The following is a 26789-nucleotide window of genomic DNA, read 5'->3' as shown; positions in this document are numbered from 1 at the left end:
GATGCCGTTGTCCAGGGCAACGATGCCTTCGGACGGCAGCACGCGACGGATGTCGGCGACCATGCGCTGCGGGTAGACCGGGAAACGGTCGTCATCGGCACCTTCGGCGATCTGCGCTTCGTTGGCTTCACGGATCGCCATCAGGCGGGTGAAGTCCCAGTGCGTGGTGTCGGTCAGCGCTTCGCTGATCTGCCATACGGCGTTGGCGATGTCGCCGATCACTTCCACCTGCGGGAAGTACACGGCATCGACTTCGGCAGAGCGGAAGTTGATGTGGATGACCTCGGTGCCGCCACGGACCATGAAGAACGGCGGCTTTTCGATCACGTCGTGGCCGATGTTGACGATCAGGTCAGCGGCTTCGACGGCGCGGTGCACAAAGTCACCCGACGACAGTGCGGCGTTGCCCAGGAAGCGTGGGTGACGCTCGTCGACCACACCTTTGCCCATCTGGGTGGTGATGAACGGGATGCCGGTCTTGTCGATCAGTTGCTTGAGGACCTTGGCGGTCATCTTGCGGTTGGCGCCGGCGCCGATCACCAGGATCGGGTTGCGGGCTTTCTGCAGTTTTTCCACGGCGGCTTCGATGGCCTTGTGCTCGGCCAGCGGGCGACGGCTCAGGCTAGGCGGAATCGGCAGGCTTTCGGTCTGCTCGGCAGCGATGTCTTCCGGCAGCTCCAGGTGGACCGCACCCGGCTTCTCTTCTTCGGCCAGGCGGAAGGCTTCGCGCATACGGGCTGGGATGTTGTCGGCGGAAGCGAACTGGTGGGTGTACTTGGTGATGGGGTCCATCATGCCGCACACGTCGATGATCTGGAAACGGCCCTGCTTGGACTTCTTGATAGGCTTCTGGCCGGTGATCATCATCATCGGCATGCCGCCCAGGTAGGCGTAGGCGCTGGCGGTAACCAGGTTGGTGGCGCCAGGGCCGAGGGTCGACAGGCTGACGCCGGTCTTGCCGGTCAGGCGGCCATAGGTGGCAGCCATGAAACCTGCGGACTGCTCGTGACGGGTCAGTACCAGCTTGATCTTCGACTTGCGCAGGGATTCGAGCAGGTCGAGGTTTTCCTCACCGGGAATGCCGAACACATACTCGACACCTTCGTTTTCCAGGCATTGCACAACGACATCGGCGGCCTTGGCCATCTTGCTTGCTACCTCAAGTGATGGGACGGTGGAAGTCCGGAAATGCGCAGCACGGTACGCTGGCATCGCTCAGCACGGGGCCAGGAGTGCCCCGAACCAAAGTCTTGACGTAGGGTAGATACGGGAAAGTCACGTGAATGTGACGGGAATATTGTCGCAGCCTGGGTATTTTGCGGTCGGGCTGGGAGCGGACTGGTGCGCGAAGCGGGCGACGCGGTGGATGGCACCGGCTTTGCCGGTGTTCGCGGGTGAACCCGCTCCCACAGAGGGGGGTGCAGGCCTGGGATTGGTAGGCCAGAAAGACAAAACCCCTACCTGCATGTGCAGATAGGGGTTTTGCGAAATGAATCTTGACGATGACCTACTCTCACATGGGGAAACCCCACACTACCATCGGCGATGCATCGTTTCACTGCTGAGTTCGGGATGGGATCAGGTGGTTCCAATGCTCTATGGTCGTCAAGAAATTCTGTTGCCAGAATGTCCAGATGGACAGCCCAGCGAATTCGGATATGTGAATTTGTGGTTGCGAACTTTCGGTTCGTATCATCTTCACCACCGCAATCTGCGCTAGCAAATTGCTTGGGTGTTATATGGTCAAGCCTCACGGGCAATTAGTATTGGTTAGCTCAANTCTTCACCACCGCAATCTGCGCTAGCAAATTGCTTGGGTGTTATATGGTCAAGCCTCACGGGCAATTAGTATTGGTTAGCTCAACGCCTCACAGCGCTTACACACCCAACCTATCAACGTCGTAGTCTTCGACGGCCCTTCAGGGGATTCAAGATCCCAGTGAGATCTCATCTTGAGGCAAGTTTCCCGCTTAGATGCTTTCAGCGGTTATCTCTTCCGAACATAGCTACCCGGCAATGCCACTGGCGTGACAACCGGAACACCAGAGGTTCGTCCACTCCGGTCCTCTCGTACTAGGAGCAGCCCCTCTCAAATCTCAAACGTCCACGGCAGATAGGGACCGAACTGTCTCACGACGTTCTAAACCCAGCTCGCGTACCACTTTAAATGGCGAACAGCCATACCCTTGGGACCGGCTTCAGCCCCAGGATGTGATGAGCCGACATCGAGGTGCCAAACACCGCCGTCGATATGAACTCTTGGGCGGTATCAGCCTGTTATCCCCGGAGTACCTTTTATCCGTTGAGCGATGGCCCTTCCATACAGAACCACCGGATCACTAAGACCTACTTTCGTACCTGCTCGACGTGTTTGTCTCGCAGTCAAGCGCGCTTTTGCCTTTATACTCTACGACCGATTTCCGACCGGTCTGAGCGCACCTTCGTACTCCTCCGTTACTCTTTGGGAGGAGACCGCCCCAGTCAAACTACCCACCATACACTGTCCTCGATCCGGATAACGGACCTGAGTTAGAACCTCAAAGTTGCCAGGGTGGTATTTCAAGGATGGCTCCATGAGAACTGGCGTCCCCACTTCAAAGCCTCCCACCTATCCTACACAAGCAAATTCAAAGTCCAGTGCAAAGCTATAGTAAAGGTTCACGGGGTCTTTCCGTCTAGCCGCGGATACACTGCATCTTCACAGCGATTTCAATTTCACTGAGTCTCGGGTGGAGACAGCGCCGCCATCGTTACGCCATTCGTGCAGGTCGGAACTTACCCGACAAGGAATTTCGCTACCTTAGGACCGTTATAGTTACGGCCGCCGTTTACCGGGGCTTCGATCAAGAGCTTCGCTTGCGCTAACCCCATCAATTAACCTTCCGGCACCGGGCAGGCGTCACACCCTATACGTCCACTTTCGTGTTTGCAGAGTGCTGTGTTTTTAATAAACAGTCGCAGCGGCCTGGTATCTTCGACCGGCATGGGCTTACGGAGCAAGTCCTTCACCCTCGCCGGCGCACCTTCTCCCGAAGTTACGGTGCCATTTTGCCTAGTTCCTTCACCCGAGTTCTCTCAAGCGCCTTGGTATTCTCTACCTAACCACCTGTGTCGGTTTGGGGTACGGTTCCCAGTTATCTGAAGCTTAGGAGCTTTTCTTGGAAGCATGGTATCAACCACTTCGTCGCCTGAAGGCAACTCGTCATCAGCTCTCGGCCTTGAAATCCCGGATTTGCCTAAGATTTCAGCCTACCACCTTAAACCTGGACAACCAACGCCAGGCTGGCCTAACCTTCTCCGTCCCTCCATCGCAATAACTGGAAGTACAGGAATATTAACCTGTTTTCCATCGACTACGCTTTTCAGCCTCGCCTTAGGGACCGACTAACCCTGCGTCGATTAACGTTGCGCAGGAAACCTTGGTCTTTCGGCGTGCGAGTTTTTCACTCGCATTGTCGTTACTCATGTCAGCATTCGCACTTCTGATACCTCCAGCAAGCTTCTCAACTCACCTTCACAGGCTTACAGAACGCTCCTCTACCGCGTCATCAAAGATGACACCCGTAGCTTCGGTGCATGGTTTGAGCCCCGTTACATCTTCCGCGCAGGCCGACTCGACTAGTGAGCTATTACGCTTTCTTTAAAGGGTGGCTGCTTCTAAGCCAACCTCCTAGCTGTCTAAGCCTTCCCACATCGTTTCCCACTTAACCATGACTTTGGGACCTTAGCTGACGGTCTGGGTTGTTTCCCTTTTCACGACGGACGTTAGCACCCGCCGTGTGTCTCCCATGCTCGGCACTTCCAGGTATTCGGAGTTTGCATCGGTTTGGTAAGTCGGGATGACCCCCTAGCCGAAACAGTGCTCTACCCCCTGGAGTGATACATGAGGCGCTACCTAAATAGCTTTCGAGGAGAACCAGCTATCTCCGAGCTTGATTAGCCTTTCACTCCGATCCACAGGTCATCCGCTAACTTTTCAACGGTAGTCGGTTCGGTCCTCCAGTCAGTGTTACCTAACCTTCAACCTGCCCATGGATAGATCGCCCGGTTTCGGGTCTATACCCAGCGACTAAACGCCCTATTAAGACTCGCTTTCGCTACGCCTCCCCTATTCGGTTAAGCTCGCCACTGAATATAAGTCGCTGACCCATTATACAAAAGGTACGCAGTCACCTAACAAAGTAGGCTCCCACTGCTTGTACGCATACGGTTTCAGGTTCTATTTCACTCCCCTCTCCGGGGTTCTTTTCGCCTTTCCCTCACGGTACTGGTTCACTATCGGTCAGTCAGTAGTATTTAGCCTTGGAGGATGGTCCCCCCATATTCAGACAAAGTTTCTCGTGCTCCGTCCTACTCGATTTCATTGACAAGAGATTTTCGTGTACGGGGCTATCACCCACTATGGCCGCACTTTCCAGAGCGTTCCACTAATCTCAAATCAACTTAAGGGCTGGTCCCCGTTCGCTCGCCACTACTAAGGGAATCTCGGTTGATTTCTTTTCCTCAGGGTACTTAGATGTTTCAGTTCCCCTGGTTCGCCTCTTGCACCTATGTATTCAGTACAAGATACTCAGCTTGTGCTGAGTGGGTTCCCCCATTCAGAGATCTCTGGATCACAGTCTGTTTGCCGACTCCCCAAAGCTTATCGCAGGCTACCACGTCTTTCATCGCCTCTGACTGCCAAGGCATCCACCGTATGCGCTTCTTCACTTGACCATATAACCCCAAGCAATCTGGTTATACTGTGAAGACGACATTCGCCGAAAATTCGCATGTTGCTCTTTCGAGCAGAACTCACAAATTTTACCTTAGCCTGATTAACCAGCAGTGAAACTGGTNATGAATCAAGCAATTCGTGTGGGAGCTCATCAGCAGGCTGATGTCGTCGATTAAGGAGGTGATCCAGCCGCAGGTTCCCCTACGGCTACCTTGTTACGACTTCACCCCAGTCATGAATCACACCGTGGTAACCGTCCTCCCGAAGGTTAGACTAGCTACTTCTGGTGCAACCCACTCCCATGGTGTGACGGGCGGTGTGTACAAGGCCCGGGAACGTATTCACCGCGACATTCTGATTCGCGATTACTAGCGATTCCGACTTCACGCAGTCGAGTTGCAGACTGCGATCCGGACTACGATCGGTTTTGTGAGATTAGCTCCACCTCGCGGCTTGGCAACCCTCTGTACCGACCATTGTAGCACGTGTGTAGCCCAGGCCGTAAGGGCCATGATGACTTGACGTCATCCCCACCTTCCTCCGGTTTGTCACCGGCAGTCTCCTTAGAGTGCCCACCATAACGTGCTGGTAACTAAGGACAAGGGTTGCGCTCGTTACGGGACTTAACCCAACATCTCACGACACGAGCTGACGACAGCCATGCAGCACCTGTGTCAGAGTTCCCGAAGGCACCAATCCATCTCTGGAAAGTTCTCTGCATGTCAAGGCCTGGTAAGGTTCTTCGCGTTGCTTCGAATTAAACCACATGCTCCACCGCTTGTGCGGGCCCCCGTCAATTCATTTGAGTTTTAACCTTGCGGCCGTACTCCCCAGGCGGTCAACTTAATGCGTTAGCTGCGCCACTAAAATCTCAAGGATTCCAACGGCTAGTTGACATCGTTTACGGCGTGGACTACCAGGGTATCTAATCCTGTTTGCTCCCCACGCTTTCGCACCTCAGTGTCAGTATCAGTCCAGGTGGTCGCCTTCGCCACTGGTGTTCCTTCCTATATCTACGCATTTCACCGCTACACAGGAAATTCCACCACCCTCTACCGTACTCTAGCTCGCCAGTTTTGGATGCAGTTCCCAGGTTGAGCCCGGGGCTTTCACATCCAACTTAACGAACCACCTACGCGCGCTTTACGCCCAGTAATTCCGATTAACGCTTGCACCCTCTGTATTACCGCGGCTGCTGGCACAGAGTTAGCCGGTGCTTATTCTGTCGGTAACGTCAAAACAGCAAGGTATTAGCTTACTGCCCTTCCTCCCAACTTAAAGTGCTTTACAATCCGAAGACCTTCTTCACACACGCGGCATGGCTGGATCAGGCTTTCGCCCATTGTCCAATATTCCCCACTGCTGCCTCCCGTAGGAGTCTGGACCGTGTCTCAGTTCCAGTGTGACTGATCATCCTCTCAGACCAGTTACGGATCGTCGCCTTGGTGAGCCATTACCCCACCAACTAGCTAATCCGACCTAGGCTCATCTGATAGCGCAAGGCCCGAAGGTCCCCTGCTTTCTCCCGTAGGACGTATGCGGTATTAGCGTTCCTTTCGAAACGTTGTCCCCCACTACCAGGCAGATTCCTAGGCATTACTCACCCGTCCGCCGCTGAATCAAGGAGCAAGCTCCCGTCATCCGCTCGACTTGCATGTGTTAGGCCTGCCGCCAGCGTTCAATCTGAGCCATGATCAAACTCTTCAGTTCAATACTGCTTGGGTTTTTAAGAAACCCTAAACTTGGCTCAGCAATCTCAAATGACTATGTGATTTCTCGCATGGCCACTTGTGATGCTGATAATCTTTGTGACTATCAGTCCGTACTCACAAGCACCCACACGAATTGCTTGATTCGATTTGTTAAAGAGCGTTTGGTTAAGAGCGTTTCGCCTCAACCGAGGCGCGCATTCTACGCTCTCCTCATTTGCTGTCAAGCGTTTATTTTGAAGTTTTTTGCGAGAAACTCGTTTAGCTTCAAACACTTGACTCGCCGCGATCTCTCGTAGCGGGAGGCGAATCATACAGCGTTTAGAAGCGCTGTCAACCATCATCTCAACCGCTGGCGACCTTTTGATCGTAGCCCTTTCAGCTCTTTCCGAACAACCTAACTTATTGAATTTCAAGAAGTTTGTCGTTCCGATGTCGCTGGAAGTGGGGCGCATTATAAGGGGATCCGAGAGGGCGTCAACCTTTAATTTCATTTATTTGAAATGTTCCAGGCGAAGACCTTATCAAGGCTACCAGGTGCTCGCCACAACACCTTCTGCGCCTGTGAGATCGAGCGCCGCACAGGCCCTTGCCCCCTCCCCTATCTCCGGCCAATTCTGGGCAGCACCCGCGCAACAGCAGGAACCCGCAACACCATCAACACAGCCCCAATACCCGCATAGATCGCCCACTCCCGCAGATCCGAGCGCACGATCCACAAGAAATGCAGCAACCCCAACCCAAGTATCACGTACACCAACCGATGTAGCTTCTTCCAACGCGCCCCCAACCGCCGCTGGCTATACCGATTCGAGGTAACGGCCAGGGCCAGCAACCCAAGAAACCCAAGCGCCCCCACAATAATGTAAGGCCGCTTGCGCAACTCCACCGCCAACTGCCCCCAGTCCAGCCCAAGGATAAAGAACAGGTAAGCCAGGATGTGCAGCACGATATAGGCGAACACCCACAACCCCAGTTGCCGGCGCACCACGATCCAACCCGACCATCCCGTCAGCTTCTGCAGCGGCGTCATGCCCAAGGTAACCAGCAGGAAGGTCAGCGCCCCGAGCCCAAGCCGGTCCATCATGATCTTTCCAGGATCAGGCCCTAGCAGATTCATCGCCGCCTCATACAACCACCAGGCCGGGAACAGGCACCCCACGATGAAGATGGCCAGGCGAAACCAGGGGTAACGCATCAATAGTTCTTCCGCAGATCAAGCCCGGTATACAGCGACGCCACTTCATCGGCATAGCCATTGAACATCTGGGTTTCTCGCACATTGGGACTGAACAGCCCGCTGGGCAGCCGCCGCTCACGCGCCTGACTCCAACGGGGGTGGTCGACCGTCGGGTTCACATTGGCATAGAACCCATATTCATCCGGCGCCAGCCCTTCCCAGGTGGTGCCGGGTTGCTCCGTCACCAGGCTGATACGCACGATCGACTTGATGCTCTTGAAACCATACTTCCACGGCACCACCAGCCGCAACGGCGCGCCATTCTGGTTGGGCAGCTCCCGGCCATACATGCCAACCGCCAGGATCGCCAAAGGATGCATCGCCTCATCCAGACGCAAGCCTTCCCTATAAGGCCAGTCGATCAGGGCGAACCCCGAACGCTGCCCCGGCATGTGCTCCGGGTCTTTCAGGGTTTCGAAGCGCACATAGCGCGCCTTGGACGTCGGCTCTACCTGCTTGAGCAACTGCGCCAACGGGAAGCCCAGCCACGGAATGACCATCGACCACGCCTCCACGCAACGCAGCCGGTAGATGCGCTCCTCAAGCTGGTACGGTTTGACGAAGTCTTCCAGTGCATAGCGCCCGGGCTTACCCACCTCGCCATCGACCACAACGCTCCACGGTTCGGTTTTCAGGCTATCGCCCTTGGCCGCCGGGTCGCCCTTGTCGGGCCCGAACTCGTAGAAGTTGTTGTAGTGGGTGGCATCCTTGAACGGCGTGATTGTCTCACCCTGGACCGTTACTGCCTGCCATCGGGTGGCCGCGAGTTTTTCACTGAACCAGCCAGGCGCCCTGCCAGCTTCGACATCGGCGTAACGGCTGGTTTCAGCTGCGCGCGCCATGCTCGGCAAGGCGCCCAGCGCCAGGCCGGCCAACGAGCCACCCAGCAGGGTACGACGGGAGAGGTAGATGCCTTCGGGGGTGATCTCCGATGCCTTGCACTCGGAAGACCTGGAAAGCTTGATGAGCATGAGCGGCTCCACAGCACTGGATAACGGATGTACCAGTAAGACTATGGAGCCGGCGGGTTATTCCTGCATTAAATGATTGTCACGCTTTGCGACGGCGTGCCTTGAGCAGGAACTGGATCGGCCCCGAAGCCGCATAGGCGAGGAAGATCAGCAGCAGGATACGCGGCGGGTCGCTGAACACCACGGCAAACACAAGCACCACGGCCAGGATAGCCACGAACGGCACACGACCCTTGAGGTCCAGCTCCTTGAAGCTGTTGTACTTGATGTTGCTGACCATCAGCATGCCGGCAGCAGCCACCAGCAGCGCCACCAGGAACGACAGCTTGGAGCCCTGGATGCCGTAGTCACTGAACGCCCACACGGTACCCGCGACCACGCCCGCGGCAGCTGGGCTGGCCAGGCCGATGAAGTAGCGCTTGTCAGCGGTGCCGACCTGGGTATTGAAGCGTGCCAGACGCAGTGCTGCACCGGCCACATAGATGAAGGCGACCATCCAGCCGACCTTGCCCATGTCGCCCAGCGCCCAGCCAAAGGCCAGCAAGGCCGGAGCCACACCGAAGGCGACCATGTCTGACAGCGAGTCGTACTCGGCACCAAAGGCGCTCTGGGTGTTGGTCATGCGCGCGACACGACCATCGAGGCCGTCGAGCACCATGGCCACGAAGATGGCGATGGCAGCGAAGGCAAAGTACTTGCTCGCCTCGCGCGGGTCACCGGCGCTCAGTGCGCTCTGTGCGCTCATCGAGCTGATGATGGAATAGAAACCGGCAAACAGGTTGGCGGTGGTAAACAGGTTGGGCAGCAGGTAGATGCCACGATGGCGCACCTTGCGCCCTTCGGCGTCATGCCCTTCTTCAACGTGCTCATCGACAGGTAGCAGGCTTTCGGCGTCGGAGGGCTTGTTCGGCTCTTCGGGACGTTCGCTCATGGAGGGTACCTTGCAACAGGATGGAAAATGTTCGACACGGGCCTGCAAAACAGGTTCTGACGGCAGGCCACTGGTCTGCTTTATACCAGAAGCGGACTGTCAGAACGAAAAAACGCGGCCGAAGCCGCGTTTTTCATCTTTCGACAAGACTTAGTTCTTGGTCTTGTCGACGATTTTGTTAGCCGAGATCCACGGCATCATCGAGCGCAGTTGCTCACCGATGATTTCGATGCCGTGAGCGGCGTTGTTGCGACGCTTGGCAGTCATCGATGGATAGTTGGTAGCACCTTCGGAGATGAACATCTTCGCGTACTCGCCGTCCTGGATGCGCTTCAGGGCGTTGCGCATGGCCTTGCGGGATTCTTCGTTGATGACTTCCGGACCGGTTACATACTCACCGTACTCGGCGTTGTTGGAGATCGAGTAGTTCATGTTGGCGATGCCGCCTTCGTACATGAGGTCAACGATCAGCTTCAGTTCGTGCAGGCACTCGAAGTAGGCCATTTCCGGCGCGTAGCCAGCTTCGACCAGGGTTTCGAAACCGGCCTTGACCAGCTCTACGGTACCGCCGCACAGAACAGCCTGCTCACCGAACAGGTCGGTTTCGGTCTCGTCCTTGAAGGTGGTTTCGATGATGCCGGTACGGCCGCCGCCTACGCCCGAAGCGTACGACAGGGCAACATTCTTGGCGTTGCCGGAGGCATCCTGGTAAATGGCGATCAGGTCAGGGATACCGCCGCCCTTGACGAACTCGGAGCGAACGGTGTGGCCCGGGGCCTTCGGCGCGATCATGATCACGTCGAGGTCGGCACGTGGAACAACCTGGTTGTAGTGGATCGAGAAGCCGTGGGAGAAGGCCAGGGTAGCGCCCTTCTTGATGTTCGGCTCGATTTCCTGCTTGTACAGTTGGCCTTGGAACTCGTCCGGGGTCAGGATCATGACCAGGTCGGCAGCAGCGACGGCAGAGGCAACGTCGGTCACTTTCAGGCCATGGGCTTCTGCCTTGGCAACGGTGGCCGAACCTTTACGCAGACCGATGGTGACATCTACACCGGAGTCCTTCAGGTTGCACGCCTGAGCGTGGCCCTGGGAACCGTAACCGATGATGGCGACTTTCTTACCCTGGATGATGGAAAGGTCGCAGTCTTTATCGTAGAAAACTTTCATGAAAATACCCCTGGTTATATCTCGGCCCCTGCGGAGCCATCGCTAATTTTTTTGAATTTAGATGCTGAGCACTTTGTCGCCACGGGCAATGCCGGTAACGCCGCTGCGCACGGTTTCGAGAATCGATGCAGTGCCGATCGCCTGGATGAAGCTGTCCAGTTTGTCGCTGGTGCCGCTCAGCTGCACGGTGTACACGCTGGCAGTCACATCGACGATCTGGCCACGGAAGATATCCGTGGTGCGCTTGATCTCGGCGCGCTGGGCACCGGTGGCCTTGACCTTGACCAGCATCAGTTCACGCTCGATGTGAGCGCTTTCCGACAGGTCGACGAGCTTGACCACTTCGACCAGCTTGTTCAGGTTCTTGGTGATCTGTTCGATCACTTCGTCATGGCCAACGGTGGTCAGCGTCAGACGCGACAGGGTCGGGTCTTCGGTCGGCGCCACGGTCAGGCTTTCAATGTTGTAGTTACGCTGGGAGAACAGGCCGACCACGCGGGACAACGCACCTGGTTCGTTTTCCAGCAGCAGGGAAATGATGTGCCGCATATCAGGTACGCTCCGTCTTGCTCAGCCACATGTCACGCATCGAGCCATCCTTGATCTGCATCGGATAGACGTGCTCACTGCGGTCAACCGCGATGTCGATGAACACCAGGCGGTCCTTCATCGCAAACGCTTCTTCCAGCTTCGGCTTGAGGTCCTTCAGGCTGGTGATGCGGATACCCACATGGCCATAGGCCTCGGCCAGCTTGATGAAGTCAGGCAGCGACTCGACGTACGAGTGCGAGTGACGACCGTTGTAGGCCATGTCCTGCCACTGGCGGACCATGCCCAACACACCGTTGTTCAGGTTGACGATCTTCACCGGCAGGCCGTACTGCATGCAGGTGGACAGCTCCTGGATGTTCATCTGGATGCTGCCTTCGCCGGTCACGCAGGCCACGTCCTGGTCCGGGAAGTTGAGCTTGACGCCCATCGCCGCCGGGAAGCCGAAGCCCATGGTGCCCAAGCCACCGGAGTTGATCCAGCGGTTCGGCTTGTTGAAGCGGTAGTACTGCGCCGCGAACATCTGGTGCTGGCCCACGTCGGAGGTGACGAATGCATCGCCGTTGGTCACTTCGCACAGGGTCTCGATGACTTTCTGCGGCTTGATGACATTGCCGTCGCCCTTGTCGTACGGGAACAGCTCGCCATTGCCGCGCCATTCGTCGATCTGCTTCCACCAGGCGTCCAGCGACGCCTTGTCAGGCTGCTCGCCGATTTCCTTGAGGATGCCAAGCATTTCGCTGAGCACGCTGTCGACAGGCCCGACGATCGGTACGTCGGCCTTGATCATCTTGGAGATCGACGCCGGGTCGATGTCGATATGGATGATCTTGGCGTTCGGGCAGAACTTGGCCGGGCCGTTGACCACGCGATCGTCAAAACGGGCACCGACGGCGAAGATGACGTCGGCATGGTGCATGGCCATGTTGGCAGTGAAGCTGCCGTGCATACCGAGCATGCCGAGGAACTGGCGGTCGGTACCCGGGAAGCCCCCCAGCCCCATCAGGGTATTGGTGACCGGCAGGTTCAGCGACTTGGCGATTTCGGTCAGGGCTTCGGAGCCACCACCGAGGATCACGCCGCCACCGGAGTAGACGATCGGGCGCTTGGCCGCCAGCAGCATCTCGGCAGCCTTGCGGATCTGGCCGGAGTGGCCGCGTACCGCCGGGCTGTAGGAGCGCAGCTTGACCTTTTTCGGGTAGACGTATTCGAACTTCTCGGCCGGGTTGGTCATATCTTTTGGAATGTCGACCACGACCGGACCTGGGCGACCGGATTGCGCCAGGTAGAATGCTTTTTTCAGAACTTCGGGGATTTCACTGGCATGTTTGATCATGAAGCTGTGCTTCACGATCGGCCGCGAAATACCGATCATGTCGGTTTCCTGGAAGGCATCGGTGCCCACCATGGTGCTAGGCACCTGGCCGGACAGGATGACCATCGGAATCGAATCCATGTAGGCGGTGGCAATACCGGTAATGGCATTGGTCGCGCCCGGGCCGGAGGTCACCAGCACCACGCCGGCCTTGCCGGTGGCGCGGGCGTAGCCGTCCGCCATATGGGTAGCTGCCTGCTCATGACGAACCAGGATGTGCTCGACTTCCGGTTCCTTGAACAGCGCGTCGTAAACATGCAGGAGAGCACCACCAGGGTACCCGTAGATGTGCTTAACGCCTTCGTCACGCAAGAAGCGGACGACCATCTCAGCGCCAGATAAAAGCTCCACGTTGTTCACCTCTAAAACGCCAGAATACCGCCCTCACTGGACGGGTCTTAATAGGTTTACTGCCAAGCAGAGCATGAGCGAACGTCAGCACTGACTGAGCAAGTATTGGGAGCACCCCAGAGTGTTGCGGGGTTTTCCCACCCAGCGCGAGGTAACGCGTTGCGGGGTGTAACAGGTCGGCGCGGGTGTGCGCCTCATGATCTGCTTAGCGGGTCTGCTTCTGGCAGTCCCTCTACAGCGGAGATTGGATTCTTCTGATTCGGCGCCAACAAGTCAAGAAAAATTATTGCCAATTTTTCCCCAAGATGAATTCCTGCCACCACTAAAAATCGCTTCAGCAGCAGAATAAATAACATTTCTACAAAAAAGGGCCAAAATCTGCGGCCCTTGAAGGAAAAACTGAAGAAATCAGGCGGAAGGAGCAATCAATTGGTCAAATGCTGCCAACAGGCGCCGTAGCTCACGACTTTGTTCTGGCCGGTCGGTAAACACGGTTTCGGCCATTACAAGGATGCCTGATGCATTGGGCAGCGGGTGGCCCAGCTCGATGATGATCTTCATGCGCGGCAGGAAGATCCATTGCAACCACTGCTCGAAACTGAGGGTGTCGACTGCAAAAGGCACCGTACTGGCCAGTGCCTCGTCGCTTGGCGGCTCGTCATCCCACCAGCCTTGCACTTGCAGCTCACGCTCGATCAACAGCAGGTGGTCGGCAACATCCAGAATGCGCTGCTCGATCATCACGAATTGACCCGTGCCTTTTGCCGGGCCAGTGCTGCACCAGCGCTGTCACCCTGCTTTTCGCGGGCCTGGGCAATGGTGTTCCACAGCTCGGCCTGAAGGCTCGGGCGGCCGTTGGCGTAAGTCAGGGCACGACGTGCCAACTGCTCGGCCTGCGGTGCATCGCCTTGCGAAAGACGCACCTGGGCCAGGCGGTAAAGCACCTGCGGCTCGCGCGGGGCAATGCGCTGGGCACGCTCCAGGCTCGAGGCGGCACCGTTGAAGTCACCACTGCCCTGCTGGGTTTTCGCGGTGGTCAGCAGCGCCAGCACCGGGCCGTCCAGCTGCTCGTCGGCCGACAAGCCACCTGCAGCTGCGCTGCTACGCGGTATACCAGTTGGTGCGCTGGTGGTTTGCGGGGCACTGTTCATCGCCGCGATATCGAAAGGTTCGTCGGCGATCGGGTTGGGGTTGGTGGTCATCGGTGCCGAAGTGACAGGCCCTGTGGTGATCGGCCCCGGAGTGATCGGGGAGGTGCTGATCGGCGCTGCGCCATTGGCCGCCGGGAATGTCTGAATGCCCGAGGCGCCAGCGCCCTGCGGGATCATCACGGTGACGCCGGAGTCTTCAGGCAGCGTTTGCGCCTGTGCGGTGCCCGCGCTATAGCCACCCGCAGAGCGGTTGGCCGTCACGCGTTCGCTGTTGGACACGCGGGTGCTCGAGTCGACCACCGGAATATTGCCACGCGGGACGCTGGCGCACCCCTGGAGCACCGCCAGCGCCGTCACGGCAGGAAACAGCCACTTGTTCACGTCACACCTCATCAATGCAGCCTGTGCTTAATTCATCCAGCCCTTGACCCAGTCCATGACCGATTCAACTGGATCCTGCTCACCGCCACAGGTCGCGCCGGCGGGCGGTTCACTGCCGCGAATATACGGCATCTGCACCGCTCCCGGACAGCTGCCATCAGACCCGTGGCCACTGTACGGGTCGATCCAGGCCTGCACCACGTTGTCCGGTTGCGGCATGTCCAGCGGCAGCGGGTCGGCCTTCTTCATGAAGCTGGTCCACACCTGCAAGGCACCGGTGGCACCGGTGAATGGCGTCTTGCCGTTATCGTCACGCCCCATCCATACAACGGCCAGCAGATCCTGGCTGAAGCCGGAGAACCAGCTATCGCGCGAATCGTTACTGGTACCGGTCTTGCCCGCCAGGGTGAGATTGCGCGGCAAAGTGTTGTACACCGAGCGGCCGGTACCTTCGCGCATCACCCGCTGCATGGCGTTCTGCACCAGGTAGATGGCCCCCGGGTCGAAGGTTTGCTGGATCTGGAACGGGTAGCGCTTGAGCGGCTCGCCCTCGGCGGTGAGCACGCTGCGGATACCGCGCATCGGGGTGTTGAAGCCGCCGTTGGCGATGGTCTGGTACATGGTTGCGACCTGCATTGGCGACATGCCACCGGCACCCAGCAGCATGGCCGGGAAGGCTGGCCAGTCGACATTCACACCCAGCCGGCCAATGGTCTTGATCACGTTAGGCACACCCACTTCCAGGCCGATCTTGGCAGTCGACAGGTTGTAGGAGTTGGCCAGCCCCTGGTACAGGTAGATGGTGCCATGCGGGCGACGATCGTAGTTCTGCGGGCGCCAGACCTGGCCGTCGGCACCTTTGACCGAGAACGGCTCGTCCTGCACCCAACTGGTCAAGGTGTACTTGGTCGGTTGTTCCAGCGCGGTCAGGTACACCGCCGGCTTGACCAGCGAACCGATCGGCCGCACAGCATCAATGGCGCGGTTGAAGCCGGCGAAGCCGGCCTGGCGGCTGCCGATCAGCGCCTGCACCTCACCGGTTTCCGGATTGGTCACGACCATCGCCGACTCAACCTCGTCCGCCCCCTTGCGCCCCGCGAGGCGCTTGAAGGTCTCGCTCATCGAGGTTTCGGCCTTCATCTGCAGGATCGGGTCGAAGCTGGTGAAGATGCGCAGGCCTTCTTCGGTCAAGTCTTCATCGCGGTAGTCCTGGCGCAGCTGACGCTTGACCAGGTCGAGGAAGGCCGGGAACGAGCTGTCTGCCAGGCTGCCGCGCTTGGTCACGCCCAGCGGCATCTTCTTCGCTGCATCGACTTCTGCCTGGCTGGCCACGCCCTGCTCGGCCACCAGGTCGAGCACCAGGTTGCGGCGGGCCAGGGCGCGGTCCGGATAGCGACGCGGGTTGTAGTAGGAGGGCCCCTTGACCATGCCCACCAGCAGAGCGATCTGGTGCAATTTCAGCTCCGACAGCGGTTGGCTGAAGAAGAACTGGCTGGCGAGGCCGAAGCCGTGCACCGCACGCTGACCATCCTGGCCGACGAACACCTCGTTGAGGTAGGCCTCGAGGATCTCGCGCTTGTCGTAGTGCAGTTCCAGCAATACGGCCATCATCGCCTCGGTCAGCTTGCGGCTGAGGCTGCGCTCGCTGGTGAGGTAGAAGTTCTTCACCAACTGCTGGGTCAGCGTGCTGCCACCCTGGCGCATGGAACCTGCCGAGGTATTGACCCACATGGCTCGGGCGATGGACTTGGGCGACACCCCGAAGTGGCTGTAGAAATCACGGTCTTCCGTCGCCACCAGGGTTTCGAGCAGGTACGGCGGCACCTGGTCGATCTTGATCAGGATGCGGTCTTCGAGGTTTTTCGGGTAGATGCCGCCGATCATCAGCGGCTCCAGGCGCACTACATCGAGCGTCTTGCCGTTGGCGCCGGAAAGGCCCGCCACATAATCGCCAGAGAAGCGCACACGCACGAACTGCGCCGGCTCCATGCCCTCGTAGAACTGGAAGCCACGGGTATTGAGCTCGACGGTATTGCCGTTGACTGCCGCCGCGCCCGGGCCGTTGGCCGCGCTTTCACGCCGGTAGCCGAGGGCGTCCAGCTCGGTGAGGAAGTCGTTCTTGCTCAGCTTCTGGCCGGTGAACAGCTCCAGCGGCCGGGCATACACCTTGGCCGGGATGGTCCAGCGCTTGCCGGAAAACTTTTCCTGGACAACGGCATCGAGGTAAACCGCGAAGCCGGCGACGATCACCAGGCCGACCAGGCTGAGCTTCAAAGCCCAGCCCAGCCAGGCGCGGGAGCGGCCGGTCGGGCGTTTCTGAGGGGTACGGGGATTTCGGGTTCGGGTCATGGCGGCGGATTATACGCACTTTATAAAGGCTGGGCAGACGCCCCCGGCGGTAGGCAGGGACGGCACCATTGACCATAATGGCGCATTCGAATTCCCTGCCCCCGGAAGGATTTCCCGTGAGCCAAGCCCTTATCACTGCGTTGCAGAACCCCGCCCTGTACCCTCACCCCGTGGATGGGTTCCAGCTCATCGAGACGCATATCTCCTGGGTCCTGCTCACTGGCGAGTATGCCTACAAGATCAAGAAGCCGATGAACTTCGGCTTCCTCGACTTCACCGGCCTGGACCAGCGCCGGCATTTCTGTAACGAAGAATTGCGCCTGAACCAGCGCCTGACCGACGGCCTGTACCTGGAAGTGTTGCCGATCACCGGTAGCGTCGACGCGCCGCAGATCGGTGGTGAAGGCGAAGCCATCGAGTACGTGCTGAAGATGCGCCAGTTCCCCCAGGGGCAGATGCTCAACACCCTGCAGGCCAATGGCGAACTGAATGCCGCGCACATCGACCAGATGGCCCGGCAGATCGCCGAGTTCCACCTGCAGGCCCCACGCGTTCCGGTGGAGCACCCGCTCGGCACGCCGGACAGCGTGATGGCGCCTGTGGAACAGAACTTCGAGCAGATTCGCCCGTTCCTCAGCGACAAGGCCGACCTGCAGCAACTCGACGCCCTGCAGGCCTGGGCACGCAGCAGCTTCGAGCGCCTGCATGGCCTGCTGGAAAAGCGCAAGGCCAATGGTTTCATCCGTGAATGCCACGGTGACATCCACCTGGGCAACGCCACCCTGATCGACGGCAAGGTGGTGATCTTCGACTGCATCGAGTTCAACGAACCGTTCCGCCTGACCGATGTGTACGCCGACACCGGCTTCCTGGCCATGGACCTGGAAGACCGCGGCCTGAAATGCCTGGCCCGCCGCTTCATCAGCCAGTACCTGGAACTGACCGGCGACTACGAAGGCCTGGAACTGCTCAACTTCTACAAAGCCTACCGCGCGCTGGTGCGGGCCAAGGTTGCACTGTTCAGCATGCCAGCCGATGCCGATGGCGTGCAGCGCGCCACCACCCTGCGCACCTACCGCAACTATGCCAACCTGGCGGAAAGCTACAGCGCCATCCCGTCGCGCCTGCTGGCCATTACTCACGGTGTTTCGGCAGTGGGCAAAAGCCACGTCGCCATGCGCATGGTCGAGGCCTTGGGAGCCGTCCGCGTGCGTTCGGATGTGGAGCGCAAACGCCTGTTCGGCGAACAGCAGCAGGCTGACGCTGGCCAGCTGAGTACCGGCATCTATGGCCAGGACGCCAGTGTCGCGACCTACCAGCGCTTGCACGAGGTGGCGGCGACCGTGCTGCGAGCCGGCTTCCCGGTGGTGCTGGATGCCACCTACCTCAAGCGCGATCAACGCCAGGCCGCGGCGGACATCGCCAGCCAGACCGGCGTGCCATTCCTGATCCTCGACTGCCATGCACCGGATGCGGTCATCGCCAGCTGGCTGGAGCAGCGCCAGGCAGAAAACACCGACCCGTCGGATGCCACCCTGGAAGTGGTCAAGGCCCAGGAGGCCAGCCGTGAGCCGCTGAGTGCACAAGAGCTGGTGCAGAGCACCCGTGTCGATACCCAGAGTGCAGGGAGCATGGACCAGGTGATCGAGCAGATTCGCCAGCGCTTGCCTGGGCTGTAAGGTCAGCGTTTTCCTGTGCCGGCCTCTTCGCGGGTAAACCCACTCCCACAGAGTCGTACTGCGTCAGTCGTGAGACTTGCAGAGAACCTTGTGGAAGCGGGTTTACCCGCGAAGAGGCCGGCACAGGACATCTCGTCGCCCCCTATGGCAAAAGGCCGCGCATTTCCCATCCCCCGCTACACTCCTCTCTGACCTGCTCGCGATTTATCCCCCAATCCCCGTTCAGCCATCGCAAGGAGGCTCGATGAACGATGAATTGCAGCATCTGAAGAACCTTGGCAAGACCTCTGCGCAGTGGCTGCATGCAGCCGGCATCCACAGTGCATCGGATCTGCGCCGCCTGGGCGCGGTAGGTGCGTACCAGGCCGTGAAGACACGAGGGTTCCGCGCATCGAAGGTGCTGTTGTATGCCATTGAAGGCGCCCTGCTGGACATGCACTGGAACGATTTGCCGCTGGAGCGCAAAGAGGCGCTCAACCAACAGCTGGATGCGAAAAGCCCTGCGCAAAAAAATCAGAAATAATCTCAGGAAAGGATTGACGACGAAATGAGAATCGTTATGATTATCACAACTGGTCGCGAGACTGGTTGGATAAGCTAAGAGCCCCTGGTTCGGACTCTCAGATTATCTCCTCATCAGGCTAATCACGGTTATTGACCCGGCAATTTGCCGGGTCTTTTTTTGCCTTTTGCAGCCTTGTCACCGCAGTTGCGCGCAATAGTCCTGCTCCGGCGTCGCTGCCGTGTACCACACAAAATCAGCCTCGCCTGCCTCAACCTGCTCACCGACCTCTGCCAGAAGCAATACCTTGCCCTCCCCCTGCGCTTGCAAGTCAGCCAGGTGCAACGGCACACCCAAGTCCTTGCGCACGTGATAAGCCCCGGCCAGCAGCACTGCCGGCTGCGGTGCAGCCAGCAACCGCTCGGCCATGCGCCGGTCGCGCTGTTGCTGCACAGCCAGCATTGCCGGCAGCTGGCTTTCTGGCAGCATCCCGCAATGCCCAGCACGTACATGCTCCAGCAAGGCGGCCTTGACCGCCGGCGCATTGGAGCGTTCGCCAGGTAACGAGGCCGGCTGACGATAAGCCTGGCGCATCTCGCCGGTTGATAGGTTGGCGGCCAGCAAAGGCACCCGCTGCTGCAAAGCCTCAGTCACGATTGGCCCGTACATCTGCCAATCCCAGCCGTCCTGCCAAGCCAGAGCCTTGGGCAAATCTGCCGGCAAAGGTTGCCCCGCGAGCTTGTCCAGCAGCGGTTGCTGCTCGGGCTGCAGCATTTCCAGCAGCAGGCTGCCCTGCACACGTTGGCCTTGCAGGGCGCGCAGCAGCCACAACTGCAGTGCGTGATGATCGGGGTTGTCGTGTTTCTCGCCGACCAGCACCCGGGGGGCGGCAGACAGGTGCTGCACCAGTTGCTCAGGGCTGATCAGCTGGCCATTGGCGAGATCGACGATATGCCCCAGCTCGGCATGGCTGCGCCCCTCACTGCTCTGCCAGGCGGGCAGCGGTGGCAGGTTGGCCTGGCAGCCACCCAGTACCAGCACCAAGCACAGCGAGAAAACGGACAGCAGCGGATGTCGCATGGGCAGTACCTCCATTCATGGTCTGCACCAGCACTTGTAGGAGCGCACCAGCGTTAGCGTGTGATGATCAGCGGATGCCCACGCTCTGGGTGCGTCTGTACCAGCACATCGATCCCGTATACCGCCTTCAAAGCCGCAGGCGTCAGCACTGCTGACGGTGCGGCAAAGGCATGGCAGCGCCCGTGCTCCAGCAGCAGGATACGGTCACAGTAGCGCGCCGCCAGGTTCAAGTCATGCAGGATCACCAGCACCGCGGCGCCACGCTCGGCAAAGCGGCGCACGGCCTCCAGGGTGGTGTGCTGGTGCAATGGGTCGAGCATCGAGGTCGGCTCGTCGAGCAGCAGCGTGGTACCCGCCTCGCCCGGCCACAACTGCGCCAGCACCCGAGCCAGGTGCACCCGTTGCCGCTCGCCGCCAGACAACGCCAGGTAACTCCGCTCCACCAGGTGCCAGGCATCCGCCGTCCGCAAGGCCGCCTCGACGATTTCCGCATCGCGTCGCTGCCCGGTGCCATGAGGCATGCGCCCCATGCCAACCACTTCCTCGACCCGGAACGAGAACCCCAGGCTGGACACCTGCGGCAATACCGCCAGGCGCCTGGCCCGTTCCTGCCCCGCCCAGTCGGCCAGCGGCCTGCCCTTTAGCGTCACCTGCCCGCGATCAGGCACCAGTTCACCACACAGAACACCCAGCAGGCTGCTCTTGCCCGCACCGTTGGGGCCGAGCACGCCCACCACCTGCCCCGGGCCCAGCTGCAGATGAATGTCATGCAGCACTTCATTGCTGCCCCGCCGCAAGTACAGCCCCTCGGCTTGCAACATCAGCTGCGCCCTCGTATCAGCAGGAACAGGAAGAACGGTGCACCGATAAAGGCCGTGACGATGCCGATCGGCAGCTCGGCAGGCGCCACCAGCAGCCGCGCCGCCAAATCGGCGAACAGCATCAGCGCACCGCCCGCCAACAAGGAAGCTGGCAGTACCACACGGTGATCAGGCCCGGCCAGCAGGCGCACCAGGTGCGGTACCACCAGGCCGATGAAACCGATCAACCCGGCAGCCGCCACCGCCGCACCTACGCCCAGCGCCGTGCAGAACACCAGCTCGCGCTTGAGCCGCTCCACGTCAATGCCCAGGTGGCGTGCCTCCGACTCACCCAGCAGCATGGCATTCAACGCCTTGGCCCGGCGTGGCAGCCACACAGCCACGCCCGCAGCCGCCAGCAGCAACGGCCACAGTCGCTGGTAACTGGCGCCATTGAGGCTGCCCAGGTTCCAGAAGGTCAGCGTGCGCAGCGTGGCGTCGTCGGCCAGGTAGGAGAACAGCCCCACGACAGCCCCGCCCAACGCGGTCATGGCCACACCTGCCAGCAGCATCGTGGCGACGTTGGTCTGGCCGTCGCGTCGGCCCAGACGATAGACCAGCGCAGTCACGCCCAGCCCGCCGATGAATGCACAAAGCGACAATAGGTAAGGCGCAAGCAAATCCGGCATGCCGCCCAGCCAGCTGCCACCCACGATGGCCACCGCCGCGCCCACCGCCGCCCCGGCGGCAACCCCTACCAGGCCGGGGTCGGCCAGTGGGTTACGGAACAGCCCCTGCATCGCTACACCGGACAACGCAAGCACCGCGCCCACCGCCAACCCCAGCAAGGTGCGTGGCAGACGGATCTGGCCGAGGATCATCTCGGCCTGCTGCAAGCCGTCAGCAGCTATAGGCAGCCCCAGCAGGCGCAGGCCGGCACGCAAGGTATCGAACAGCGGCAGGCTGACCGGCCCCAGGGCCAAAGACAACCACACCGCCAGGAGGCACGACAGGCTCAGGCAAACGAACAGCGTGCGTGGCTGGACCCGCTGTTTCATTGGGCGAGGCTGGCCTTGGCAGCCGGATAGAAGGTGGCCGCAAGCAACTGCAGTGTTGCCGGCAGGCGTGGTCCGAGCCCGCCGACCAGCAGCGTCGGGTCAAGCGATACCAGACGCTTCTCCCGCACGGCGCGCGAAGCCGCCAGCGCGGGGTTTTCTTTCAGCAACGCCTGCAAGGCCCGCTCATCGGCCAGCGCCCGGTCGGAAAACACGATCACATCCGGGTCCAGCGCCGCCAGTGCTTCGCTGGAGAAATTCTTGTAGCCCTGATGTTCTGCCAGGTTATGCCCACCCGCCTGGTTCAGCAGCCAGTCACCGGCGGTGCCCTGCCCCGCGATCAGCGGCTTGGCACCGGCATGCCCGAGCAGCAGCAATACTCCTGGCGCCTTCTGCCCGGCCTGGGCCTGCCTGACCTCGGCCTGCAAGGCATCGAGCTGCTGGTGGTACCCCGACGCCAAGACCGCGGCCTGATGTTCTGCCCCCAGCAACTGCCCCAGGTGCTTGAGGTTTTCATCCACTGCCGCCAGTTCAGCCTTGCTGGAGAACAGTTCGACCCGCACGCCAGCCTTGCGGATTTGCGCCAGTACCGGTGGCGGCCCCATTTCCTCGGTGCCCACCAGCACATCCGGGCGCAGGCTGAGAATGCCTTCCGCAGACAACTGCCGCTGGTAGCCGACGCTGGGCAGTGACTTCAGCGATGGTGGGTGCTGGCTGGTGGTATCCACCCCCACCAACCGCGCTTCACCACCCAGCGCACTGATCCATTCGCTCAGTGCACCACCAGCGCTGACCCAACGCTGCGGCAGCTCGGCCGCCAGGGCCTGGGTGGGGAGCACAAGGCTCGCGCACAGGGCGAGCAAGGCGACGAGACGACGCATCATCGGGTTCCTTCTGCAGGCGGGCCGCGCGCCTTGTGGCGGGCGACGGAACTGCGCACCATAAGCAGCCGGGCGCAGCGAATGCGGGCCATTTGATAATTATTCGCATTGAAGCGTCAAGCCACCACTTGTTTCACGAGTCGTCCTTGCCATGCACTTCCTTTGTACCTCCCACGGTCTGCTCGAAGGCCAAAGCCGCGCCTTCAGCGTAGACGGCGTCGAACTGTTCGGCGTACGCCGCCAAGGCCAGGTGTACCTCTACCGCAACCGTTGCCCCCACCGCGGCATCCCCCTGAACTGGGCAGAAGATGCGTTTCTCGATGACGGCGCCAGCCTGATCCACTGCGCCCATCATGGGGCGCTGTTCCTGATCGAAAGCGGCGAATGCGTGGCCGGGCCGTGCGAGGGCGAGCAGCTGCAGGCCCTGGGCTGCCACGAGGACAGCCAGGGCATCTGGTTCAAGGGGTAAGCAGCACCGGCAGGCGACGGTCGATGACGATGCCTTCAGCGGCGTCCAGGCGCGTGCCGTAGGCCAGCACCTCCACCCCCTCCGCCACCGCTGCGCGCAGGGCTTGGGCATAGGCCGCATCGATTTCCTCGGCCGGGCGCACCGCGTCGATACCGGTCAGGTTCACGCAATACAGCTGCACCGCCCGCACGCCTTGCCTGGCCAGCTTCGCCAGCTCGCGCAGGTGCTTGGCACCGCGCTGGGTAACTGCATCAGGGAAGGCCGCGACCGTGCTGTCTGGGTAGCCCAGCGTCACGCTCTTGACCTCGACATAGGCCGGGGCACCATCGAACTCCAGGCGAAAGTCGATGCGGCTACCTTCGTCGCCGTAGGCCACTTCACGCCTTAAAGCACTGAAGCCTGCAAGTTCGACGATGATGCCGGCATGTAGAGCCTCTTCGACCAGTGTATTGGCCCGCCCGGTATTCACACAGGCCAGCCGCCCTTGCGGGGTTTCGCTGATTTCCCACGTGCCCGGGAGCTTGCGCTTGGGGTCGTTGGAGCGGCTGAACCACACCTGCCCGCCTTCACGCATGCAGTTGAGCATGGAGCCGGTGTTGGGGCAGTGGATGGTCAGTTGTTCGCCGCCGGGCAGTTCGATATCCGCCAGAAAGCGTTTGTAGCGGCGCAGCAGGCGGCCCTGTTCGAGTGGGGGATGGTACTGCATCAGCCTTGCCAGCTCCGCAGGCCGCGGGCAATCCGCTGCACCGCCTCTTCCAGGCGTGGCAGGCTCTGGGTGTAGGCAAAGCGCACGTGGTGGCCGGCCAGGTGTCGGCCGAAGTCCAGGCCCGGGGTGAAGGCCAGGTGCTCCGTTTCCAGGAAGTGCCGGCAGAAGGCGAACGCGTCACCGCCAAAGGCACTGATGTCGGCATAAAGGTAGAAAGCCCCTTGCGGCTCGACGGCAATGCGGAAGCCCAGTTCGCGCAGGGCGGGCAACAGGTAGTCGCGGCGACGGGCGAACTCGGCGCGGCGCTCCTCGAAAATGGCCAGGGATTCGGGCTGGAAACACGCCAGCGCGGCATGTTGGGCCATGCTTGGCGCACTGATGTACAGGTTTTGTGCCAGCTTTTCCAGGTCGGCCACCGCGCCAGGAGGCGCCACCAGCCAGCCAAGGCGCCAACCGGTCATGCCGAAATACTTGGAAAAACTATTCAGGACAAATGCCGAGTCGTCCACTTCCAGCACGCTGGGTGCGTCCATGCCATAGGTCAGCCCGTGGTAAATCTCGTCTACCACCAGGTGGCCATGCCGTTCGCGGGTGGCGCGGGACAGGCTGGCCAGCTCGTCACGCCCCAGCACAGTGCCGGTCGGGTTGGCCGGCGAGGCGACCAGGGCACCGACCGTGTCCTTGTCCCAGTAGCGGTCGACAAGGCCGGCGGTCAGTTGATAATTCACATCCGGGCCCACCGGCACCAGCTGCGCCCCGCCCTCGACCAGGCGCAGGAAGTGGCGGTTGCACGGGTAGCCCGGGTCGGCCAGCAGCCAGTGCTTGCCTGGGTCGACCAGCAAGCTGCTGGCCAGCAGCAGCGCACCGGAGCCACCCGGGGTGATGAGGATGCGTTCAGGGTCGACAATCAGGCCATAACGCTGGCCGTAGAAACCGGCAATGGCTTCGCGCAGCGCCGGCAGCCCGCGAGCGGCGGTGTAGCGGGTGTGCCCGGCGGCCAATGCGGCCTGACCGGCGGCAACGATGGGCGCGGCTGTGGTGAAGTCCGGCTCGCCGATTTCCAGGTGGATCACATCGTGCCCGGCCGCCTGCAGCTCGTTGGCCCGAGCCAGCAGCGCCATGACGTGGAAGGGTTCGATGGCGCGGCTGCGCGCGCTGTAGGGGTGGGCCATGACCTTCTCTCAATTGGGTCTAAACTGGAGATTCTACCTCTGCACGCCACCGAACGTGCGGTTCGCGCCGTTGTCAATTACCAGGATCGGGCGGGGTAGCGCACCCCCGATCTATCTGGTAAGTTCGGCGGCTCGCAGTCGCAGGGCCGGCGGGTGCCGGAGATGGAGCAGCCTGCGCATTGGATCAGATGAGTGAGAGGCGGTCTATTCATGTCCACCGTAGAAAAGCAAAAAGCCCAGACCATGTACGGTGTCGAGCCCTACGTAGAAACCAAGGGTGAAGAGTACATGGGCGAGCCCATGAAACAGCACTTCACCAAGCTTCTCGGCGCCTGGAAGCGAGACTTGATGGAAAGTGTCGACCGCACTGTGGATCACATGAAGGACGAAGCAGCCAACTTCCCCGACCCGGCCGACCGTGCCAGCCAGGAAGAAGAATTCGCCCTCGAGCTGCGCAACCGCGATCGCGAACGCAAGCTGATCAAGAAAATCGACAAGACCCTCGAGAAGATCAAGGCCGATGAGTACGGCTGGTGCGAATCGTGCGGCATCGAGATCGGCCTGCGTCGCCTGGAGGCCCGCCCTACCGCCGACCTGTGCTTCGACTGCAAGGAAATCGCAGAGAAAAAGGAAAAGACGGTCGGCAAAGGCTGATCTTTCTTTCCACCTGAACGGGGCGCATCATGCGCCCCGTTTCATTTATATACCCAGCCTGACCATGACCGAATCAAGCTACATCGGGCGTTTCGCCCCCACCCCCAGCGGCTTCCTGCACTTCGGCTCGCTGGTCGCCGCCCTCGCCTCCTGGCTCGATGCCCGCGCCGTGAACGGCCGCTGGCTGCTGCGCATGGAAGACACCGACCCGCCTCGGGAAATGCCCGGTGCCCGCGATGCGATCCTGCAGACCCTGGAACGCTACGGCCTGGAGTGGGATGGCGAAGTGGTGTTCCAGAGCCAGCGGCACGATGCCTATGCCGCGGTCGTCGACCGCCTGTTCAACATGGGCCTGGCCTACGCCTGCACCTGCTCGCGCAAGCAGCTCGAAGGTTACAACGGTATCTACCCAGGCCTTTGCCGCAATGCCGGGCATGCTCGTGAAGGCGCAGCGATCCGCCTGCGCGTGCCAGAGCTGCTCTACCGTTTTACCGACCGGGTGCAGGGCGAGTTCCAGCAGCACCTGGGGCGTGAAGTGGGCGATTTCGTCATCCAGCGCCGCGACGGGCTGTATGCCTATCAGCTGGCGGTGGTACTGGACGATGCCTGGCAAGGTGTTACCGACATCGTGCGTGGCGCCGACCTGCTCGACAACACCCCGCGCCAGCTCTACCTGCAAGAGTTGCTGGGCTTCTCGCAGCCGCGTTACCTGCATATTCCGCTGATCGTGCAGCCGGACGGGCACAAGCTGGGCAAATCGTACCGCTCGCCGCCGCTGCAGGCGGACCAGGCGACACCGCTGTTGCTGCGGGCGCTGCGGGCGCTGGGGCAGGAAGCAGACCCCGAGTTGTTGCTGGCAACGCCAGCCGAAGTGCTGGCGATGGCGCGCAAGCAGTGGCG

General features: G+C 60.4%; 21 protein-coding genes and 3 rRNA genes. 5 read left to right on the top strand and 19 right to left on the bottom strand.

All coding sequences use genetic code 11. The annotated features are described in order from the left end of the window. From ACK1U9_RS06270 to mrcB, 13 genes are all read right to left on the bottom strand, one after another. Positions 1-1146: acetolactate synthase large subunit (locus ACK1U9_RS06270; protein WP_449109773.1), on the bottom strand; the 1146-nt coding region annotated here is incomplete at its 3' end. Positions 1147-1494: 348 nt separating this feature from the next. Continuing rightward, positions 1495-1610, bottom strand: a 5S ribosomal RNA gene (rrf, locus tag ACK1U9_RS06265). A gap of 214 nt (positions 1611-1824) precedes the next feature. After that, positions 1825-4716: ribosomal RNA gene (locus ACK1U9_RS06260) — 23S ribosomal RNA — on the bottom strand. Between the two features lie 174 nt (positions 4717-4890). Further along, a 16S ribosomal RNA gene (locus ACK1U9_RS06255) occupies positions 4891-6427 on the bottom strand. Together the 16S, 23S and 5S rRNA genes form the textbook arrangement of a ribosomal RNA operon. A 600-nt stretch (positions 6428-7027) precedes the next feature. Beyond that, a complete protein-coding gene (msrQ, locus tag ACK1U9_RS06250; RefSeq protein ID WP_046613101.1) occupies positions 7028-7624 on the bottom strand; it encodes a protein-methionine-sulfoxide reductase heme-binding subunit MsrQ in 597 nt (198 codons plus the stop codon). Further along, positions 7624-8637: a protein-methionine-sulfoxide reductase catalytic subunit MsrP gene (msrP, locus tag ACK1U9_RS06245; RefSeq protein WP_046613102.1), complete on the bottom strand. Its 1014-nt coding sequence runs from the start codon at positions 8635-8637 to the stop codon at positions 7624-7626. Before msrP ends, msrQ begins: the two co-directional genes overlap by 1 nt. 79 nt (positions 8638-8716) lie before the next feature. Further along, entirely contained in the window at positions 8717-9568 is an 852-nt protein-coding gene (pssA, locus tag ACK1U9_RS06240; protein WP_003250045.1) for a CDP-diacylglycerol--serine O-phosphatidyltransferase, read from the bottom strand. Positions 9569-9718: 150 nt separating this feature from the next. Continuing rightward, positions 9719-10735 (bottom strand): ketol-acid reductoisomerase, encoded by a 1017-nt coding sequence (gene ilvC / locus ACK1U9_RS06235; RefSeq protein ID WP_013974255.1) that lies wholly within the window; start codon positions 10733-10735, stop codon positions 9719-9721. A gap of 57 nt (positions 10736-10792) precedes the next feature. After that, a complete protein-coding gene (gene ilvN, locus ACK1U9_RS06230; RefSeq protein WP_003250040.1) occupies positions 10793-11284 on the bottom strand; it encodes an acetolactate synthase small subunit in 492 nt (163 codons plus the stop codon). A 1-nt stretch (position 11285) separates the two neighbouring features. Then, positions 11286-13010 (bottom strand): acetolactate synthase 3 large subunit, encoded by a 1725-nt coding sequence (locus ACK1U9_RS06225; RefSeq protein WP_085599854.1) that lies wholly within the window; start codon positions 13008-13010, stop codon positions 11286-11288. Between the two features lie 408 nt (positions 13011-13418). After that, positions 13419-13751, bottom strand: coding sequence for a YqcC family protein (locus ACK1U9_RS06220; protein WP_031324603.1), 333 nt, complete (start codon positions 13749-13751; stop codon positions 13419-13421). After that, positions 13751-14554: a tetratricopeptide repeat protein gene (locus ACK1U9_RS06215; RefSeq protein ID WP_046613103.1), complete on the bottom strand. Its 804-nt coding sequence runs from the start codon at positions 14552-14554 to the stop codon at positions 13751-13753. Before ACK1U9_RS06215 ends, ACK1U9_RS06220 begins: the two co-directional genes overlap by 1 nt. A gap of 15 nt (positions 14555-14569) precedes the next feature. Beyond that, the gene (gene mrcB / locus ACK1U9_RS06210; RefSeq protein WP_023661650.1) at positions 14570-16891 is read right to left on the bottom strand and encodes a penicillin-binding protein 1B; all 2322 of its coding nucleotides are present in this window, start codon (positions 16889-16891) and stop codon (positions 14570-14572) included. 116 nt (positions 16892-17007) lie between these two features. On the opposite strand from mrcB, the gene ACK1U9_RS06205 reads away from it, so the two are divergent. Both ACK1U9_RS06205 and ACK1U9_RS06200 read left to right on the top strand, forming a co-directional pair. Continuing rightward, positions 17008-18570 (top strand): bifunctional aminoglycoside phosphotransferase/ATP-binding protein, encoded by a 1563-nt coding sequence (locus tag ACK1U9_RS06205; RefSeq protein WP_046613104.1) that lies wholly within the window; start codon positions 17008-17010, stop codon positions 18568-18570. Between the two features lie 244 nt (positions 18571-18814). Further along, positions 18815-19093 (top strand): TfoX/Sxy family protein, encoded by a 279-nt coding sequence (locus tag ACK1U9_RS06200; RefSeq protein WP_013974260.1) that lies wholly within the window; start codon positions 18815-18817, stop codon positions 19091-19093. Positions 19094-19270: 177 nt separating this feature from the next. Here the strand turns inward: ACK1U9_RS06200 and ACK1U9_RS06195 are convergent, their stop codons facing one another. From ACK1U9_RS06195 to ACK1U9_RS06180, 4 genes are read right to left on the bottom strand one after another with little or no spacing between them, the layout of a single operon-like run. Beyond that, positions 19271-20152: a ChaN family lipoprotein gene (locus tag ACK1U9_RS06195; protein WP_046613105.1), complete on the bottom strand. Its 882-nt coding sequence runs from the start codon at positions 20150-20152 to the stop codon at positions 19271-19273. A 53-nt stretch (positions 20153-20205) separates the two neighbouring features. After that, positions 20206-20973 carry a heme ABC transporter ATP-binding protein gene (locus ACK1U9_RS06190; RefSeq protein ID WP_108480742.1) on the bottom strand — a complete coding sequence of 256 codons (768 nt, stop codon included), beginning with the start codon at positions 20971-20973 and terminating at the stop codon, positions 20206-20208. Then, the gene (locus ACK1U9_RS06185) at positions 20973-22010 is read right to left on the bottom strand and encodes a FecCD family ABC transporter permease (protein WP_108480741.1); all 1038 of its coding nucleotides are present in this window, start codon (positions 22008-22010) and stop codon (positions 20973-20975) included. The genes ACK1U9_RS06190 and ACK1U9_RS06185 overlap by 1 nt, the downstream gene beginning before the upstream one ends. After that, positions 22007-22891 (bottom strand): heme/hemin ABC transporter substrate-binding protein, encoded by an 885-nt coding sequence (locus tag ACK1U9_RS06180; protein ID WP_108480740.1) that lies wholly within the window; start codon positions 22889-22891, stop codon positions 22007-22009. The genes ACK1U9_RS06185 and ACK1U9_RS06180 overlap by 4 nt, the downstream gene beginning before the upstream one ends. Positions 22892-23039: 148 nt before the next feature. Here ACK1U9_RS06180 and ACK1U9_RS06175 point away from each other — a divergent pair, with 148 nt between their 5' ends. Next, positions 23040-23357: a Rieske (2Fe-2S) protein gene (locus ACK1U9_RS06175; protein ID WP_046613109.1), complete on the top strand. Its 318-nt coding sequence runs from the start codon at positions 23040-23042 to the stop codon at positions 23355-23357. Here ACK1U9_RS06175 and sfsA read toward each other — a convergent pair. Both sfsA and ACK1U9_RS06165 read right to left on the bottom strand, forming a co-directional pair. Further along, complete coding sequence (gene sfsA, locus ACK1U9_RS06170) at positions 23347-24063, bottom strand: DNA/RNA nuclease SfsA (RefSeq protein WP_085599564.1); 717 nt, start codon at positions 24061-24063, stop codon at positions 23347-23349. The two genes, ACK1U9_RS06175 and sfsA, sit on opposite strands and share 11 nt — an antisense overlap. Next, complete coding sequence (locus ACK1U9_RS06165; RefSeq protein ID WP_108480739.1) at positions 24063-25235, bottom strand: pyridoxal phosphate-dependent aminotransferase; 1173 nt, start codon at positions 25233-25235, stop codon at positions 24063-24065. The genes sfsA and ACK1U9_RS06165 overlap by 1 nt, the downstream gene beginning before the upstream one ends. A 210-nt stretch (positions 25236-25445) precedes the next feature. Between ACK1U9_RS06165 and dksA the strand changes: the two genes are divergently transcribed. Continuing rightward, entirely contained in the window at positions 25446-25889 is a 444-nt protein-coding gene (dksA, locus tag ACK1U9_RS06160; RefSeq protein ID WP_046613112.1) for an RNA polymerase-binding protein DksA, read from the top strand. A 64-nt stretch (positions 25890-25953) separates the two neighbouring features. Then, positions 25954-26789, top strand: an 836-nt coding sequence (gluQRS, locus tag ACK1U9_RS06155) for a tRNA glutamyl-Q(34) synthetase GluQRS (protein ID WP_449109772.1), incomplete at its 3' end; no start/stop codon positions are given.

The sequence above is a fragment of the Pseudomonas sp. XP1 genome (assembly GCF_053557675.1).
The sequence above is the reverse complement of the archived record's forward strand: the minus strand, read 5'-3'. Positions and strand labels throughout refer to the sequence as shown.

Coding starts and splice junctions, on each gene's coding strand:
- msrQ (WP_046613101.1), bottom strand. CDS start 7,624: ATGCGTTACCCCTGGTTTCGCCTGGCCATCTTCATCGTGGGGTGCCTG.
- msrP (WP_046613102.1), bottom strand. CDS start 8,637: ATGCTCATCAAGCTTTCCAGGTCTTCCGAGTGCAAGGCATCGGAGATC.
- pssA (WP_003250045.1), bottom strand. CDS start 9,568: ATGAGCGAACGTCCCGAAGAGCCGAACAAGCCCTCCGACGCCGAAAGC.
- ilvC (WP_013974255.1), bottom strand. CDS start 10,735: ATGAAAGTTTTCTACGATAAAGACTGCGACCTTTCCATCATCCAGGGT.
- ilvN (WP_003250040.1), bottom strand. CDS start 11,284: ATGCGGCACATCATTTCCCTGCTGCTGGAAAACGAACCAGGTGCGTTG.
- ACK1U9_RS06220 (WP_031324603.1), bottom strand. CDS start 13,751: ATGATCGAGCAGCGCATTCTGGATGTTGCCGACCACCTGCTGTTGATC.
- ACK1U9_RS06215 (WP_046613103.1), bottom strand. CDS start 14,554: ATGAGGTGTGACGTGAACAAGTGGCTGTTTCCTGCCGTGACGGCGCTG.
- mrcB (WP_023661650.1), bottom strand. CDS start 16,891: ATGACCCGAACCCGAAATCCCCGTACCCCTCAGAAACGCCCGACCGGC.
- ACK1U9_RS06200 (WP_013974260.1), top strand. CDS start 18,815: ATGAACGATGAATTGCAGCATCTGAAGAACCTTGGCAAGACCTCTGCG.
- ACK1U9_RS06195 (WP_046613105.1), bottom strand. CDS start 20,152: ATGCGACATCCGCTGCTGTCCGTTTTCTCGCTGTGCTTGGTGCTGGTA.
- ACK1U9_RS06190 (WP_108480742.1), bottom strand. CDS start 20,973: ATGTTGCAAGCCGAGGGGCTGTACTTGCGGCGGGGCAGCAATGAAGTG.
- ACK1U9_RS06185 (WP_108480741.1), bottom strand. CDS start 22,010: ATGAAACAGCGGGTCCAGCCACGCACGCTGTTCGTTTGCCTGAGCCTG.
- ACK1U9_RS06180 (WP_108480740.1), bottom strand. CDS start 22,891: ATGATGCGTCGTCTCGTCGCCTTGCTCGCCCTGTGCGCGAGCCTTGTG.
- ACK1U9_RS06175 (WP_046613109.1), top strand. CDS start 23,040: ATGCACTTCCTTTGTACCTCCCACGGTCTGCTCGAAGGCCAAAGCCGC.
- sfsA (WP_085599564.1), bottom strand. CDS start 24,063: ATGCAGTACCATCCCCCACTCGAACAGGGCCGCCTGCTGCGCCGCTAC.
- ACK1U9_RS06165 (WP_108480739.1), bottom strand. CDS start 25,235: ATGGCCCACCCCTACAGCGCGCGCAGCCGCGCCATCGAACCCTTCCAC.
- dksA (WP_046613112.1), top strand. CDS start 25,446: ATGTCCACCGTAGAAAAGCAAAAAGCCCAGACCATGTACGGTGTCGAG.